This is a genomic window from Enterocloster sp. 210928-DFI.2.20 (assembly GCF_020554465.1).
GTDB lineage: Bacteria > Bacillota > Clostridia > Lachnospirales > Lachnospiraceae > Enterocloster > Enterocloster bolteae.
The window spans coordinates 530,817-545,080 of sequence record NZ_JAJCHK010000001.1 but is presented as its reverse complement, the minus strand read 5'-3'; the positions used below and the strand labels follow the sequence as shown (position 1 = coordinate 545,080).

Below are 14,264 nucleotides of genomic sequence, written 5' to 3'. Positions count from 1 at the left end.
TGTGACCTCAGCCCAAATTGTAAAGATTATACTGTATTTCATATGAATTTGCAATGACTTTAGGAGCTAAATTTTTTTGTGATAATCAAATATTTTTTTAGTACAAAGAGGGCAGTATACAGACCGGACGAAACAAGGGCAGGACCAAAAATATGCGCCCTGCCCTTGTCTCTGATGTCTGCTTTTTATAGGGAATGTCTGCCTCCCATCCTTCCTCCGCGGCGCCGGTCCTCTGTCCCGTGTTCTCTGTCTGCTCCCGGAAAACCTCTCCTGCCGAACCGGCTGCCACCCCCCTGTCCGCAGGCTCCTCCTTCCTCCATCCGGGGCCAGTGCTCCATCATCTTCTCCAACAGGGAGGACAGCTGCTTTTTCTCATCTTCTGTCAGCCCGTCAAACATGGCTCTGGCTTTCTTCATATGTTCTTCCCTGAAATTCCGGGCTGCCTCCATTCCTGAATCTGTCAGTTCCAGATTCATCTGGCGCCTGTCCCTTTCATTCTGCCTGCGCATGATATAACCACACGTTTCTACCTTATTGAGAATCTCGCTGAGGGAACCTGACTGCACTCCCAGCATGTCCTGAAGCTCCCGCTGTGTGATGATTCCCCTTTCCGCCAGCATGGCCAGTATTCTCTGCTGGCCTGTCTTTCCGCCCATTCCGTAGCGGAAGAAGTGGGTACAGGAACGGAACTGGTACAAAAGGATATCCTCCAGGGACATGTCTTCCCGGTTAAGATGTCCGGGACATCTTCCATGAAACCCATGGCCTTGTCCATGATGATGCTCCCGAAAGTGTTCACCCTCGCTGCGGTTTTCCTGAAAGTACCGTGTTCCTTTTCCGCATTCCAGGGCGTCTGCCTGACAATGGTTGGGACAGCATGGGCAGTAGTCCTGGGTGGTATCATTATTAGAATTACTGGTGTTGCCGGCATTACTGGTATTGCTGGCATTGCTGCTATTGCTGGCACTGCTGCTGCCATCGCCGGCATGATTGGTATTTTCCATCTTGTCCATTTCATTTCTATTCTCGTCCATATCGTTCTCTCCTTATCTCGCTGATGCCGCCAATCCATATCACAACCATCTGATTTTTTACTTCATCTGTCATCTTAGATATTATCTCAAATGCCATCCTGTTCCTATATGGTCTGACGGACTAATTAATTAGTTAGGTACCTTGTGTTTTATATCTTACTCCTGTTTTTTCTTTTTGTCAAGGTACCTTGCTAATTAATTTTAATTTTTCCTGTCCGGTCATATACACCCCCAACCCGCCCGCAAAAAAAGCCCGCCGCAATTAAAAACAAGCCCCCGGCAGCACCGGGGGCCATCATACCTTTCACTTCTTTTTCATCATGTTGCAAAATCAGATTATTACACTAATTCCGCAATCCGGGTAATTCCCACATAAATATGCGATATTTTATACCATGTGGCAAAATCCACCACTCCTGTCTGGGGCAGTCCGAAGATAGACTGGAATTCCCGCACTGCGTTCGCTGTTCCGGAACCGTATATCCCGTCGGGCGTCACCCTGGGAATGGCCGAATAAACCGTTGCTATCTCATCCAGCTGTTCCTGCATCTGGCGCACCTTATCCCCGGAGCTTCCTATGGTCAGGTCGCTGCCAGGCCAGGAGGCCGGTATCCCGGATATCTGCTCCGCTGTGTTTACATAGATGCTGTCCCCGTAAAAATGACGCAGAATCTCAATGGGACTGTAGCCCTGCTCTCCAAGGGAGCATGACCCCCACTGTGTCATCCAGTTCGGACACTGGACCTGGCGCCCGTCACAGTACTGGGTCAGGATAGGCTGTCTCACACCCGGACGGGACAGGTAGTTATCAAATATCTCATCCACGATCAGGCTGATGCTCTCGAATATATTCCTTCCATATATCCACTTGTGGTCAAAGGCAGTGGAGGACGTGATGGTGAAATCATAGCCCTGGTTCCTGTACCACTCTGTGTATACCCGGTTCAGGGTAAAGGACATGATTGCCAGCACATTGGCTGTTATGGTGGCCCTGGGCCAGGTGGAATATATTTCGCTGGATGCCACATTTTTTATGTAGTCCCTGTAGGGCACATAATAGTCCTTGGCCGTACTGTCCGTTGGCACCCCGTCATGGACCACCACGGTCTGAGGCACTACCACCCGGCTGAGTACGATTTCCCCGCTCTCGTTCACTGGTTTTATCTCTGGTTCCGCTATCTTTGGGGGGTAATTCCCGTACAGGGTATGATCCGGTATCACCACCGGGTCTTCGGGAGGTGTTTCCCCGCCAACCGGTGTCATGACTGCCGGCTGTATGGCCGTGGCCTGGGCCAGTATCTCGGTGCCGGATATGGCCAGAGGCTCAAAGCCCTCTGCCTCCACCATCAGATTATATTCTGAATAGGGCTGGATAATGCTTGGTTCCAGACTGTATTCCACAGGTGGCGCCGGAAGCTGCACCTGCTCTGTCTGGCCTGAACTGTTGGTGGTCAGCTGCTCCACCGTGCGGTCCGGTTCTCCTTTATAGCTGATAGTGACCCTGGCGTTCTGTATAGGAAAATTATTCTGTATGTTGATTACGTTAATCTGCAGCAGTCCACTGGATGTCCGTTCTGGATTGGTTGCCATGTAATACCTCGCAGTTTCTTTTCATTACCTAAATATAATACTGCCCAGCCTATTATATGCATGTATTTTCCCCTAAACCTGAAAAGTGCAGCTTAGGGGCAGGCACCGGCACGCTACAGCTCATATTCCTTAATCCGCAAATAGGCACGTATGGCTTCCATGGCCCCCTCTGTTCCCAGGGATGCCGTGTTCAGCATCAGGTCGTAGTTCTCCACATTTTCCCAATCGCGGCCTGTGTAGTACCGGTGGTAATCCCTCCGCTCCCTGTCAATGCGCTTGATGTTCTTCCTGATATCCCTGGGCTCATAATAGCCCAGATCGCTGATTCGCTTTTCCCGGTATTCCATATCCGCGTACAGGAATACTCTTACCAGACCTTCCGCGCCCTCCAGCACATAGTCGGCACAGCGCCCCATGATAACACAGCTCTCCTCCGCCGCCAGCTTTCGTATAACCTCGGACTGGAACCGGAACAGATTGTCCGCCGACACCAGGTCGGAGCCAAAGGAAGGACTTCCCTTTTCCGGGGTCAGGCTCTTGACAATCTTATACAAAAGCTTGTTTCCCGCCTTCTCGTCTGCCAGATAGTAATAGCTCTCCTTGATACCGCTTTGGTCTGAATTCATGCGCAGGATATTCTTGTCATAGAAATGGATTCCCAGTTCCTTGGCCAGCCTGGCGCCGATTTCACTGCCGCCGCTGCCGTACTGTCTGCCAATGGTCACAATGAGTTTCTTTCCTTCCTTCATACGCCCATCCTCCTGTTCTGACAGCGCAGGCCCACGCCTGCTTCCATGGTTTGTTTTCATAGTTTCATTATAGCACAATGCGCCCTGAGATTTAACCGTTATTCCAAAAATCCTTCTTGACATACCGCCGCACAGTGCTTATAATAACACTCAATTGAATAATATCTTCAGGGCAGGGTGCAATTCCCTACCGGTGGTACAGCCCACGAGCCGCAAGGCATGATTCGGTGAAACTCCGAAGCCGACAGTACAGTCTGGATGAAAGAAGATGGAACGATGACATGGACGCGCTTATGCGCTTTTTGTGGCTGGTTGAAAGTGCCCTGGAATGAACTATCATTCCAGGGCTTTTGTGTACCTCCCACCCCCATGCCCTCCATATGGCACAGAAACTGTGCCTTGGGTTTTATATTTTCTGCCTTGAACGATACCGGTTCAAGGCATTTTTTATAGCTGTTTTTACAGCTGTGAACCAGGGGACAGGCCATGGCTGCGCCATGCGTGTCCCAACATTTGTAAAGGAGGCACCGCATTGAACGATTCTGATTACATGTCCATCGCACTGAAACTGGCCAGAAAGGGCTGCAAAAAGGTCAGCCCCAATCCCATGGCGGGTGCTGTCATTGTCAGGGAGGGCCGTATCATCGGACAGGGCAGCCACCTTTATTTCGGCGGGCCCCATGCAGAGCGGAATGCCCTTGCATCCCTGACCGAATCTCCCAGGGGCGCAACCCTGTATGTAACCCTGGAGCCCTGCTGCCATCACGGCAAGACCCCGCCCTGCACGGATGCCATCATAGAAAGCGGCATCCGCCGGGTGGTCATAGGCACAAGGGATCCCAATCCCATGGTATCCGGCAAGGGCACCAAAATCTTAATAACCAACGGCATTGAAGTGACAGAAGGTATTCTGGAAGAAGAATGCAGGGAACTCAACCACGTATTCTTCCACTACATAAAGACCGGCCGGCCCCTTGTTATCATGAAATATGCCATGACACTGGATGGCAAGACAGCCACCTTTGCCGGGCATTCCCGATGGATTACCGGGGAGAGAGCGCGCCGAAGGGTCCATGAGGACAGAAGCAGGTATTCTGCTGTCATGTGCGGTGTGGGAACCATACTGGCCGATGATTCCCTGCTTACATGCCGTCTCCCGGATACCAGGAATCCGGTGCGGATTATCTGCGATTCACAGCTTCGCACACCGCCGGATTCCCAGGTCGCTGCAACCTGCTCCCAGGCCAGGACCATACTGGCCACCTGCTGTCCTGACAGGGAAGCATGGCTTCCCTATGAAGAAAAGGGCTGTGAAATCCTCCTCCTTCCGCCCCGTGAGGGACGCGTGGATCTGAATGCCCTCACAGAACGCCTGGGACAGATGGGCATTGACAGCGTCCTGCTGGAAGGCGGTTCCACCCTCAACTGGTCCGCCCTGAACCAGGGAATCGTAAACAGAGTGCAGGCCTATATTTCCCCCGGACTCTTTGGAGGCGCAACCGCCAAAACACCTGTGGGAGGCAGAGGGGCGGAATTCCCATACCAGGGCTTTTCCCTGGGAAAGACCAAAATCACGGTCCTGGACCAGGACATTCTTATCGAAGGGGAGTTGATGCCATGTTCACAGGAATCATAGAGGAAACCGGAATCCTGATGTCTGTTAAGGGCGGTTTATCCGGTTCCCGCCTGGCCGTCAAAGCAGACAGAGTCCTGGAGGACATTCAAAAAGGAGACAGCATTGCCGTCAACGGCGTCTGCCTTACCGCATATTCCTTTGATTCCGGCTGTTTTTATGCGGATGTAATGCCTGAAACCCTGAAGCGTTCCAATCTCGCCCGTCTTCCCGTGGGAAGTCCCCTTAACCTGGAACGGGCCATGACGGCAGGCGGCAGGTTCGGCGGACATATTGTGTCAGGCCATATTGACGGCACCGGGACCATTGTGAGTATTGTCCGGGACGGCAACGCCCTGTGGTACACCGTCCGCTCTGACCCGTCCATCCTGCGCCGCATCATCGAAAAGGGTTCCATTGCCATAGACGGAGTCAGCCTGACGGTTGCCCGGGTAAGGGATCAGGATTTTTGCGTATCCCTGATTCCCCATACAGCCTTCTGTACCACTCTGGGAACCCTGAAACCAGGCTGCGTGGTCAATCTGGAAAACGACTGTGTGGGGAAATATATCGAAAAATTCATAAAAATCCCCCCGCCATTCCACTGCACAGAAGGGGCGGACAGCAAAAGCACGGGGACCGGCAGCCGAATCACGCCGGAACTGCTCAAACAATATGGATTTTGAGCGGCGCCAGTACCGGACAGCAAATAAACGAATCATTAAAAACAGGACACCTGAATTGTCCCCATTAAAAACAAGGAGGATTTATCGCACCATGGAAGGATTCAACACCATAAAAGGATTCAGCACCATAGAAGAAGTACTGGACGAACTGCGCCAGGGAAAAATCGTACTGGTGACAGACGATGAAAACAGGGAAAATGAGGGCGATTTTATCTGCGCCGCCCAACATGCAACCACGGAAAACGTGAATTTCATGGCAGTGCACGGCAAAGGCCTTATCTGCATGCCCATGAGCCCGGAACTGTGTACAAGGCTTAAGCTTCCCCAGATGGTATCCCACAATTCCGACAACCACGAGACAGCCTTTACTGTTTCCATTGACCACATAAGCACCTCCACCGGCATTTCCGCGGCCGAACGGGGTGTAACGGCCAGACAGTGTGTAAATGCCCGGTCCCGGCCTGAGGATTTCCGGCGTCCCGGCCACATGTTTCCGCTGGCAGCCAGAAAAAACGGAGTGCTGGAACGGGCCGGACATACCGAAGCCACCGTTGACCTGATGCGCCTGGCCGGTCTCAGTGAATGCGGGCTCTGCTGTGAAATCATGAAGGAGGACGGAACCATGATGCGGATGCCCCAGCTCCTTAAGCTGGCCGGACAATGGAATATGAAAATCACCACCATCAAGGCCCTCCAGAACTACCGCAAACAGCACGATAAGCTTGTGGAATGCGCTGCCGTCACCCATATGCCAACCCGTTACGGCACCTTTAAAGCTTACGGCTACAGGAACCTGCTGAACGGGGAACATCATGTAGCTTTGGTAAAAGGAGAGATCGGGGACGGCCGGGACTTGTTATGCCGGGTCCACTCGGAATGCCTGACCGGCGACGCCTTTGGCTCCCTGCGCTGCGACTGCGGACAGCAGTTTGCCGCTGCCATGGCCCGGATTGAGCAGGAAGGCCGGGGAGTTCTCCTCTACATGCGCCAGGAAGGCCGGGGCATCGGGCTTCTCAATAAACTCCGGGCCTATGAATTTCAGGATCAGGGCATGGATACCCTGGAAGCCAATCTTGCTCTGGGTTTTCCGGGGGATTTGAGGGAATATTTCATAGGAGCACAGATATTAAGAGACCTGGGAGCCAGGAGCCTGCGGCTTCTGACCAATAACCCGGATAAGGTATACCAGCTCTCGGGTTTTGGCCTGGAAATCAAAGAACGGGTGCCGATCCGGATGGCGCCAACGGTTCATGATCTGTTCTATCTAAAGACAAAGGAGCAGCGCATGGGACATTTGATGCATTATTAAAAACCTGATTCATTATTGAGAAACTTCATTATTAAGAAACTGCCATCTATCCAGAATAGGAGAATCCGCCATGTATATATTAGAAGGAAAACTTGTTCCTAAAAAAATAAGGGTAGGCATTGTCGCCTCCCGTTTCAACGAATTCATTACCTCCAGGCTTCTGTCCGGCGCCCTGGACTGCCTGCGGCGCCATGAGGTGCCGGAGGACGATATCACCGTGGCCTGGGTTCCGGGCGCCTTTGAGATACCGCTCATCGCCTCCCGCATGGCTGCCAGCAGACGGTATGACGCCGTCATATGCCTGGGCGCCGTAATCCGTGGCAGCACCAGCCACTATGACTATGTGTGCAGCGAGGTCTCCAAGGGCATTGCCCAGACCTCCCTTGCCGCCAAAATCCCGGTTATGTTCGGCGTGCTGACCACTGAAAACATTGAGCAGGCCATTGAACGTGCCGGGACCAAAGCAGGCAACAAGGGCTATGACTGCGCTGCGGGAGCCATCGAGATGGTAAATCTGATACATGAACTGGACAAAAGAACGGCGGATAACAGCTTATCCGTCACGCCCTTCGTCCAGGAGGAACCTTGCCGCCCATAGTACGCTGCTTATAAATGCTTCTTCAGCTCATCCAGCACTGCCTCCATATCCAGAGGCTTCACCAGATAACCGTTCATGCCTGCCTCATAGGCCCTGGCCTTATCCTCCTCAAAGGCATTGGCCGTCATGGCCAGTATGGGAATTCTGTCCGTGTTCTCATCCTCCATGGCGCGGATGGTTCTGGTGGCCTCCAGTCCGTCCATCCGGGGCATGCGTATATCCATGAGCACAGCGGAAAAATATCCGGCCCCTCTGGACTTATACAGGTTCACTGCCTCCTGGCCGTCCTCTGCGGTTTCCACCTCCATGCCCCGCATCTCCAGAAGGGTTCTGGCAATCTCACGGTTCAGCTCGTTGTCATCTGCCAGCAGCACCCGGCAGCCCGAAAAGTCCTCCCGCTCCTTTTCAGCACCCTTCTCTTCTGATCGGTTCACTGCCCGGGCAAAAGCATCGTATATGGTACTCCCAAACAACGGCTTTGAAATGAAACAGTTTACCCCCGCATTTCTGGCCTCATCCTCGATGCGGCTCCAGTCGTAGGCGGATATCATAATAATGGTGGTATCCGGCCCAACTAAAGCCCGAATGCGCCTGGCTGTTTCCACACCGTCCATATCAGGCATCTTCCAGTCGATCATGGCAATATCGTAATGCCTGTTCTCCTCCAGCAGACGCTGCACCTCCTCCACAGACCTGAAACCGGAATCCACCCAGAGGGATTGGGCCCCGGCCTTCTCAAGTATGGATGTGGCCTGGCTGCCCACCAGCGGGTCGTCATCCACCACCAGCACGGCCAGGCCCTGAAGCAGCTCCCGCTTCTTTCTCTGGCGCTCCATCTCCTGGTCATCCTCCGCCAGTTTAAAGGGCAGTGTGACCGTAAATACGGATCCCTTTTCTTTCTCACTTTCCACCTCAATGCTGCCGCCCATAAGCTGGACCAGATTATATACAATGGAAAGACCCAGACCGCTTCCAATGTTGTTGCGGGCTGTTTCCGGCGCCTCCTGTTCAAACGGCATGAACAGGCGGCTGCGGAACTCCCTGGACATCCCGATTCCTGTATCCTTCACCTGGAACCTCAGATAAGAAAATCCATTGGTCCGCTTCTGCTCCTCAATCTGAATCTGAATCCTTCCTCCTGCCCGTGTGAATTTCAGCGCATTGGACAGCAGGTTCATGAGAATCTGTTTCAGGCGCAGCGGATCTCCTATATAAAACTGCTCCAAAGGCTCGCTGTGGTAAATCACATACTCAATCTGCCGCTCTTCCGCCTGGGGATATATAATCTGATTCACCTCGTCCATCAGCTCCGTAAAATCAAAGTATTCGTGGGCCAGCTCCATTTTACCGGTCTCAATCTTAGACATATCCAGGATATCATTAATCAAAGAGAGCAGGTACCTGGAGGAAGCGTCAATTTTACAGAAGCAATCCTGGACACTTCTTCTGTCATCTAACTTCAGCTGCCCGATGGTGCTCATACCCACAATGGCGTTCATGGGCGTGCGGATGTCGTGGCTCATTCTGGACAGAAAATCGGATTTAGCCTGGTTAGCAGCCTTGGCCGATGCCAGGGCATCCCGCAGCAGCTGCTCCTGCCGGGCCTGCTCCGCCCTCTGGCTGTCCAGCACCTTCACCAGTTCAATGGCCAGCACATCGTCGTTAAAGGGATTCTCCACATAAATAATCTGCACAGACAGCCAGTGGTACTTGCCGTCCATTCCCATCTTCTGAAACTCCATGTAGATGTCCCGTTCTCCGGCGGCAAACCTGGCCAGGACGTTCTCTCTGGCAAAGGCCGTTTCAAAATCCTCCCGATAGGATGGATACACATCGGGAATATCCCCCTTTATCATCTCCGTGTAGCTTCCACAGCGCCCGGACAGACAAGCGTCCTGGTCCTCTATAAAACAATTATAAATATCCTTTGTCAGGTTCAGGCTCATAATCAGGGGATAGGCCGTACAGATCGCCGCCCTGAGTGAACGGTTCTCTATGAGCTGCTGCCTTTCCTGCTCCAACTCCAGCTGTTTTATATCCGTCACATCCGTAAAGACAGCCTGTATAACCTCCTGGCCGTCCGCATTGACAATACGGCCCATGATGACGCTGATCCATATCTGCTTCCCATCTCTGCTGAAGGTATGGCGTATATAAGATGCCGTATCCCCATTCAACGCCAGTCCCCCTATAATGCCCTCAATCCACTCCTTGTCTTCATCCCGCACCATCTGAAAGGGATTCTTTACCTCACGTCTGTATTCCTCCTCGGAGCTATATCCGTAGAGCTCCCACCCCATCCGGTTCACATTTACAATCCGGTGCCCTTCCCCTCTCTCAAACTGTATAATGCCGCAGGGCACTGAATTGTACAGCTGGCTCAGGAACCGGGCCTGCTGTATGTATTTCTGCTCACGCCGGCGCAGCTCCCCCTCCAGCTCCAGATAAGTACGCTTTCCTGATTCCGCCGGAAACAGTTCATCCTCTTGTATTTCACCAAACGGCATGGAGTTGTGGATATGAATGGTCTCCAGCGCCTCACCCTTTTCCCGGAAAATAAAGGTAATTCTCTGCTGTGTCCTGATATACACGCCTGTTCCCTCCCTGGACTCAAGCTCACTGACACCCTCACAAAGCCACAGGCCGGCTCCCATCTCCATGACTTCGTACTGCTCATCAAACATATTGCAGGAAGACAGCTCATCCTTTCCTTCCCTAAACCAGGCGGCCACGGCATCACGTCCCTCTGCCTTCTGCATCTTTCCACCGCCCAGCCATATGATATCATCCGCAAATGTGGATATGAGAAGTTCCACATCATTCTCACAGAAATACGAAGAAAGAATGCGCCTGGCAAACTCCCTTACTTCTTCTGATGACCATTTTTTCATTTAAATCCTCCCCTAATCTGAAGCATCCGGCATCCTGGACCAGCTGCGGCCCCATATGAGGATTACCAAAAAAGCTGCCCGCTGATCAAGAATGACCCGAAGGGCAGCAACGTTCACTCTAATATATGATCCTATAACAAATCCGAATAAAATGCAAATCCATTCTTACCTTTTCTCTTCACCGCATATGCCGCCTTATCCGCTTTCTCCACCAGGGCGGCAATATTAGTCCCATCTGCCGGATACATGGATATGCCGATGCTGCATGTAACGCAGAAGTCATGGAAATCCCTGTCCATTACACTGCGGACAGAGGCACATATCCTTTGGACACACTGACGCACACCCGCCGGTGAGTTGACCGGATGGAGCAGGGCAAGGAACTCGTCCCCTCCAACGCGCCCGCTCAGGTCCGACGCTCTCAGTGTTTTCTTAAGGACTCCCGCCACCTCCTGAAGCAGCAAATCCCCCTTGATATGGCCCAGGGTGTCATTGATCACCTTAAAATTATCCAAATCCATAAACAGGACCGCGGCTATTCCATCCTCCCCTTCCAGACGTTCCGCAATCATGTCTTTCACCGCCTGGTTATAAAGGCCTGTGAGAGGATCGGTCTGAGCCTGCATAAGAGCCCTTTGGAGAAGCTTGTTCTGACGCTTCTGTTCCAGATAAATGTCCGTGACATCGGTCCTTGTCATCAGCACCATCTGGTTCTCTTTATCATAATAAAGATACTGCAGCCTCTTTCGGGTATACCCCCTCTGAGAGTCCATAACGCCGCAGTAAAAACAGTGTTCCCCTGTCCGGTCCAGCTCCTCCAGCACGCGGCTTATACGCATTTCACAGATTGCCAGCTCCTGATCCTCCGGGGCTATGTATTTCCTCACATATGTCTCAATGGCTTTCTCATAGTCATCACAGTGATCGGGCGGAAGAAGCGTACCGTCCCCTTTGCTGCTGAACATGACATAGCTGTTATTCCTGGCATTGAGATAAATGAAATAATCGCAGTGGCTGTATACATACCGCTCCACAATTCCCTTTAAGAGGTGCTGCTCGCTGGTATCCCGCATGGCCAGATATACCTTGTCCGGCATATCCTCCCGCCTGAACAGCATGGCGTTTACCTCTGCCCACCTGAAGGTTTCCCCATCCGCGGAATACCGGACCTCCAGGGACATGTTCTTCTGCCCATTACCCCATACTTCCCGCATGTGTTTAAGGGAAAAGGTTCCTGCAAATATATCCCTGTCCCCGTGATAAATGACGTTGCTGCATAAATATCCCACCATCCTCCCCCACTGAAAGGAGCGCAGGGCCATGTCCGGCATAGGGATACACTGAATAATGGTCCCGATTCCCAGGTCCAGATCCAGCTCAGCAATCCCTATATAGGCATCCAGGAACACACCAAACAAATCACGGTTCATCTGCATAAGCCTGGCCGCATTCCGGCTTTCAATATCCACAGTGTAAAACAGAGCCTTATCCCTGCCGCAGGCATCACATGAAAAAAGGGTTCCCCTGACCCAGCGTTCACGTCCTCCCTGCTGCATCCTCCGGAATTCCCCCTGTTTTCCGATTTTATGGGCACATACCTCATCCAGACTCTGACGGCTGAACAGTGCCAGAAAACCAGCCCTGTCCTCCTCACAGACAAATAATTCTGCCGCTGCCCGGACATCCATCTCGCCTGTCCCGCAAGCCGCATCCCCCTTTCCCGGAGTCAGGAAAATGGGCCTGAGAATCCTTTCTGCCACATCCACTTCAAAGAATTCATCGCAGGCATCCTTAAGGACAAATGCATATAGATCCATTTTCACCGGGTCCACTACCACATGGTTCATATTCATTCCCTCCCGGCGGCCGTGTGCACTGCCGTTTCTAACGTTCTGTAATGTATTATATGTATTTTATCATCATCCCCACCCTCCGTCAATGACCCGCCGGCACGGATTGGATGAAAGAGGAACCGGACTTCAGGGACAAAAAAGATGTTTCCTCCAGGGAATCATGCCCGGCGGAAACATCCTGTTTCGCATACGCTGCTTCATTTATTACTTCATTATATATTATTTCATAAATGTATGGCCTCATATATCATCATTATAATAAACAGTCCCTTCCTCCATTACCTGAAACACCCCTTGTTCCAGGGAAAGAACCGTGACTGCACAGTTTTTCTGAACCGGCCCCTTCCAGAACGCATCCGGGGCAATCCCGTCTATGATGCACACCATTTCCCGTATCAGGGCGCCGTGTCCGCAGACCAGCACATGGTCCATCTGTTCCTCCAGAGGTTTAAGCTCCTGCTCCAGAAACTCCCGGCAGCGCTTTCTCAAATCATCATAGGTCTCCCCGCCCTTAGGGGGTACGTAGGCGGAGGGATGGGAAAAATAACGGTGAAGCCGTAAAAACGGCAGTCTGTGAATCAATGCCAGCAGCTGGCCCTCCCTGTTTCCATAGCTGATTTCCAAAAGCCTGGAATCCTCCATCAGGGGAAGTCCGCGCTGTCCGCTTATGAGTTCTGCCGTGCGCCTGGCACGGGACAATGGACTGGTATAGATCCGTTTAAATGGGATATCTTTCATTTTCTGTCCGGTGAGGAAGGCCAGGTCCTCCCCCTTCTCATTGAGGGGAATATCGGCCTGGCCCTGTATCTTCCCCCTGCGGTTCCACTCCGTCTCTCCATGTCTAACCAGATAAACCTTCAACCTCTCCTCCTGCCTGGTTCATTACATCCTGATAACCGCCTTGATCACCTCATCCTTGTGGTTCAGGCTGTAATCCACTCCCTCTATGACATCCTTAAAATCAAAGGTATGGGATACAATCTTCTTAAGCGGTATAAGTCCCTTGCTGACAGCACTGATAGCGGACGGATACAGGTTGCGGTAACGGTATACAGAGTAAATGGTTCCCTCCATGGCATTCAGCGTGGCTATATCCAGCTCCAGTACCGGCTCAGGCGAAACGCCCACAAGGGTAATCTTTCCGGCCCTCTTAATCAGACGGCATGTCTGAAGGGTGGTGATACGGTTTCCGGCGCACTCATAGACCTGGTCCACGCCGCCTCCCGGAAGCGTTTTCACAAACTCCTCTATATTCTCATTTCTGCTGTTAAATACCCTGGTAGCCCCCAGTTCCCTGGCCTTCTCCAGACGCTTATCCAGCACATCCGCCACATATATCTCGCTGACTCCCCGTGCCTTTAAGGACATAAGGGTAACGAGGCCGATACACCCAGCTCCCAGCACCACTGCCGTCTCTCCCAGCTTTGCATTGGACAGCTCACAAGCGTGCATACCCACGGCCAGCGGTTCCATGAGACCGCCCTCCATGGTGGAGACATTGTCCGGAAGCTTGAAGGTCATGCTGGCTGCATGGGTACAGTACTCTGAAAATACCCCGTCCTTCTCGCCGGGAATAGCCATAAACCGCACAGACCTGCAGAGGTTATAATGTCCCTTAAGGCAGTCCTCACAATGACCGCAGGGAACTCCCGGCTCCAGGGCCACCCTGTCCCCAATCTCAAATCCGGTCACGCCCTCTCCGATTGCGCTTACTACTCCGCCAGGCTCATGTCCCAGCACCAGGGGACCGTCCGGCACCCAGTTGGCCAGGCGTCCCTCTGAATAAAAGTGCAGGTCGGAACCGCACACGCCTACATACTCCAGTTTAATCTGCAGTTCTCCCGGACCTGGCTGTGGAATCTCCCTCTCACACCACTCCATTTTCTTTTTTCCTGTCATAACCGCTACTTTCATTGTTCCTTCCATATCAAAGCCCTTCTTT

Annotated in this window: 11 protein-coding genes and 1 riboswitch; of the genes, 4 read left to right on the top strand and 7 right to left on the bottom strand. The window is 52.3% G+C overall.

Annotation, left to right across the window (positions count from 1 at the left end; genetic code table 11):
• Positions 1 to 185 precede the first annotated feature (185 nt).
• From LI015_RS02465 to LI015_RS02455, 3 genes are all read right to left on the bottom strand, one after another.
• Positions 186 to 1,034 carry a MarR family winged helix-turn-helix transcriptional regulator gene (locus tag LI015_RS02465; RefSeq protein ID WP_227123985.1) on the bottom strand — a complete coding sequence of 283 codons (849 nt, stop codon included), beginning with the start codon at positions 1,032 to 1,034 and terminating at the stop codon, positions 186 to 188.
• Between the two features lie 339 nt (positions 1,035 to 1,373).
• On the bottom strand, positions 1,374 to 2,624 hold the full coding sequence (locus tag LI015_RS02460; RefSeq protein WP_002571884.1) for a peptidoglycan-binding domain-containing protein: 1,251 nt from the start codon (positions 2,622 to 2,624) through the stop codon (positions 1,374 to 1,376).
• Positions 2,625 to 2,737: 113 nt separating this feature from the next.
• On the bottom strand, positions 2,738 to 3,373 hold the full coding sequence (locus tag LI015_RS02455; protein WP_002578041.1) for a cytidylate kinase-like family protein: 636 nt from the start codon (positions 3,371 to 3,373) through the stop codon (positions 2,738 to 2,740).
• A 159-nt stretch (positions 3,374 to 3,532) separates the two neighbouring features.
• Positions 3,533 to 3,647, top strand: a riboswitch (FMN riboswitch).
• Between the two features lie 258 nt (positions 3,648 to 3,905).
• On the opposite strand from LI015_RS02455, the gene ribD reads away from it, so the two are divergent.
• The 4 genes from ribD to ribH all read left to right on the top strand — a co-directional run bounded on the left by ribD (position 3,906) and on the right by ribH (position 7,578).
• Positions 3,906 to 5,009 (top strand): bifunctional diaminohydroxyphosphoribosylaminopyrimidine deaminase/5-amino-6-(5-phosphoribosylamino)uracil reductase RibD, encoded by a 1,104-nt coding sequence (gene ribD, locus LI015_RS02450; RefSeq protein WP_117626713.1) that lies wholly within the window; start codon positions 3,906 to 3,908, stop codon positions 5,007 to 5,009.
• A complete protein-coding gene (locus LI015_RS02445) occupies positions 4,991 to 5,671 on the top strand; it encodes a riboflavin synthase (RefSeq protein ID WP_002571881.1) in 681 nt (226 codons plus the stop codon). The genes ribD and LI015_RS02445 overlap by 19 nt, the downstream gene beginning before the upstream one ends.
• A gap of 91 nt (positions 5,672 to 5,762) precedes the next feature.
• Positions 5,763 to 6,980, top strand: coding sequence for a bifunctional 3,4-dihydroxy-2-butanone-4-phosphate synthase/GTP cyclohydrolase II (locus LI015_RS02440; RefSeq protein WP_227123983.1), 1,218 nt, complete (start codon positions 5,763 to 5,765; stop codon positions 6,978 to 6,980).
• A 70-nt stretch (positions 6,981 to 7,050) separates the two neighbouring features.
• A complete protein-coding gene (gene ribH / locus LI015_RS02435) occupies positions 7,051 to 7,578 on the top strand; it encodes a 6,7-dimethyl-8-ribityllumazine synthase (protein WP_117626712.1) in 528 nt (175 codons plus the stop codon).
• An 8-nt stretch (positions 7,579 to 7,586) separates the two neighbouring features.
• On the opposite strand, the gene LI015_RS02430 is transcribed toward ribH, so the two are convergent.
• The 4 genes from LI015_RS02430 to LI015_RS02415 form a co-directional block, all read right to left on the bottom strand.
• On the bottom strand, positions 7,587 to 10,469 hold the full coding sequence (locus tag LI015_RS02430; protein WP_227123980.1) for a hybrid sensor histidine kinase/response regulator: 2,883 nt from the start codon (positions 10,467 to 10,469) through the stop codon (positions 7,587 to 7,589).
• Between the two features lie 131 nt (positions 10,470 to 10,600).
• Positions 10,601 to 12,316, bottom strand: a complete 1,716-nt coding sequence (locus LI015_RS02425) for a GGDEF domain-containing protein (protein WP_002565413.1) — start codon at positions 12,314 to 12,316, stop codon at positions 10,601 to 10,603.
• A gap of 246 nt (positions 12,317 to 12,562) precedes the next feature.
• Positions 12,563 to 13,183 carry a histidine phosphatase family protein gene (locus LI015_RS02420; protein ID WP_227123978.1) on the bottom strand — a complete coding sequence of 207 codons (621 nt, stop codon included), beginning with the start codon at positions 13,181 to 13,183 and terminating at the stop codon, positions 12,563 to 12,565.
• Between the two features lie 21 nt (positions 13,184 to 13,204).
• Entirely contained in the window at positions 13,205 to 14,248 is a 1,044-nt protein-coding gene (locus tag LI015_RS02415) for an NAD(P)-dependent alcohol dehydrogenase (protein WP_002565415.1), read from the bottom strand.
• Between the last annotated feature and the right edge of the window lie 16 nt (positions 14,249 to 14,264).

Bases quoted from the DNA above. Each gene is read 5' to 3' on its own strand.
- LI015_RS02445 (WP_002571881.1), top strand. From the start codon at position 4,991: ATGTTCACAGGAATCATAGAGGAAACCGGAATCCTGATGTCTGTTAAG.
- LI015_RS02425 (WP_002565413.1), bottom strand. From the start codon at position 12,316: ATGAACCATGTGGTAGTGGACCCGGTGAAAATGGATCTATATGCATTT.
- LI015_RS02430 (WP_227123980.1), bottom strand. From the start codon at position 10,469: ATGAAAAAATGGTCATCAGAAGAAGTAAGGGAGTTTGCCAGGCGCATT.
- LI015_RS02460 (WP_002571884.1), bottom strand. From the start codon at position 2,624: ATGGCAACCAATCCAGAACGGACATCCAGTGGACTGCTGCAGATTAAC.
- LI015_RS02440 (WP_227123983.1), top strand. From the start codon at position 5,763: ATGGAAGGATTCAACACCATAAAAGGATTCAGCACCATAGAAGAAGTA.
- LI015_RS02465 (WP_227123985.1), bottom strand. From the start codon at position 1,034: ATGGACGAGAATAGAAATGAAATGGACAAGATGGAAAATACCAATCAT.
- LI015_RS02415 (WP_002565415.1), bottom strand. From the start codon at position 14,248: ATGGAAGGAACAATGAAAGTAGCGGTTATGACAGGAAAAAAGAAAATG.
- ribH (WP_117626712.1), top strand. From the start codon at position 7,051: ATGTATATATTAGAAGGAAAACTTGTTCCTAAAAAAATAAGGGTAGGC.
- LI015_RS02455 (WP_002578041.1), bottom strand. From the start codon at position 3,373: ATGAAGGAAGGAAAGAAACTCATTGTGACCATTGGCAGACAGTACGGC.